At 42.5% G+C, this 1,199-nt stretch carries 6 tRNA genes; all 6 read right to left on the bottom strand.

Features of this window, described 5'->3' with window-relative positions:
• Positions 1–15: 15 nt before the first annotated feature.
• The 6 genes from AC2A4J_RS20255 to AC2A4J_RS20280 all read right to left on the bottom strand — a co-directional run bounded on the left by AC2A4J_RS20255 (position 16) and on the right by AC2A4J_RS20280 (position 774).
• Positions 16–91: transfer RNA gene (locus AC2A4J_RS20255), tRNA-Val, on the bottom strand.
• A gap of 134 nt (positions 92–225) precedes the next feature.
• Positions 226–301: transfer RNA gene (locus AC2A4J_RS20260), tRNA-Thr, on the bottom strand.
• 45 nt (positions 302–346) lie between these two features.
• Positions 347–422, bottom strand: a tRNA-Thr gene (locus AC2A4J_RS20265).
• A 41-nt stretch (positions 423–463) separates the two neighbouring features.
• Positions 464–539: transfer RNA gene (locus AC2A4J_RS20270), tRNA-Thr, on the bottom strand.
• Positions 540–608: 69 nt separating this feature from the next.
• Positions 609–684 (bottom strand) — tRNA-Thr (locus AC2A4J_RS20275).
• A 13-nt stretch (positions 685–697) separates the two neighbouring features.
• Positions 698–774 (bottom strand) — tRNA-Pro (locus AC2A4J_RS20280).
• Positions 775–1,199: the final 425 nt, after the last annotated feature.

The raw sequence follows: 1,199 nt of genomic DNA on the forward strand, positions 1-1,199 counted from the left end.
CCACTGTCTAGTTAGTGGTGGGTGTGGAGAGGTTCGAACTCCCGACATTCGCCTTGTAAGGGCGACGCTCTCCCAACTGAGCTACACACCCGTTCATATTTTACATCTATGAGATGTGGAGTTCTTAACTCCCATCGATATGCGCCTTGCTAAGAAAAACTCTTAACTGAGCTACACACTCAATCATTGTTTAACGTTTTATTCCAACTTACTTTATCAAGTAAGTGGTGCCGCCACCAAGAGTCGAACTCGGGACCCTCTGATTACAAGTCAGATGCTCTACCAACTGAGCTATAGCGGCTTAACGCTAAATCAAATTTTTAATTTACTTACATAAGCAAGTAAATGGTGCCGCCACCAAGAGTCGAACTCGGGACCCTCTGATTACAAGTCAGATGCTCTACCAACTGAGCTATAGCGGCATTACATGACGCAGTTTACTTTTAAATAACTTCCTAAGAAGTGGTGCCGCCACCAAGAGTCGAACTCGGGACCCTCTGATTACAAGTCAGATGCTCTACCAACTGAGCTATAGCGGCTTTAATAAAAGCAAAATCTTTTTTTATCTCTATACTTTATTTCTAAAGAAAGAAACTTTGACCAAATTATGGTGCCGCCACCAAGAGTCGAACTCGGGACCCTCTGATTACAAGTCAGATGCTCTACCAACTGAGCTATAGCGGCATTTCTCAAATTTTGGTCGGGACGGCAGGATTTGAACCTGCGACCACTAGCACCCCATGCTAGTGCGCTACCAGGCTGCGCTACGCCCCGAAACTAACAGCTAAAGAGTTAAACACTGTCCCTGTCAGCGGGTGCGTATATTACTATAACAAATTGAAAAGGGAAGACTTTTATAAACTTTTTTTCAATTTAATCATGCAACTAGGATTTTAAGAGTTGATAGCTTAAACATTGATCTAAATATGATTCTGCTTTTCACATTAACTCTATAAAGCAAAGTCTCATATTATAAGAGTCAACGCTAGATAAATAGGCATACCAAACAGCCAGATACAAAAAAGCCACCCTAATGGGTTAATGCTGTTCACTTAAGCGGAACAGCATTACGAGATACCGGATATCTCGTCTTTGATTGCTTTACCATGCGAGGCCGACTAGGCCTCGTTTTTTTCTCTCCAAAAACAAATTACACACCCCAGACCTTAACTCCTTAAGGCGCATTCCTGCCTTCGATT

Source organism: Marinomonas sp. ATLA20 (genome assembly GCF_057180105.1).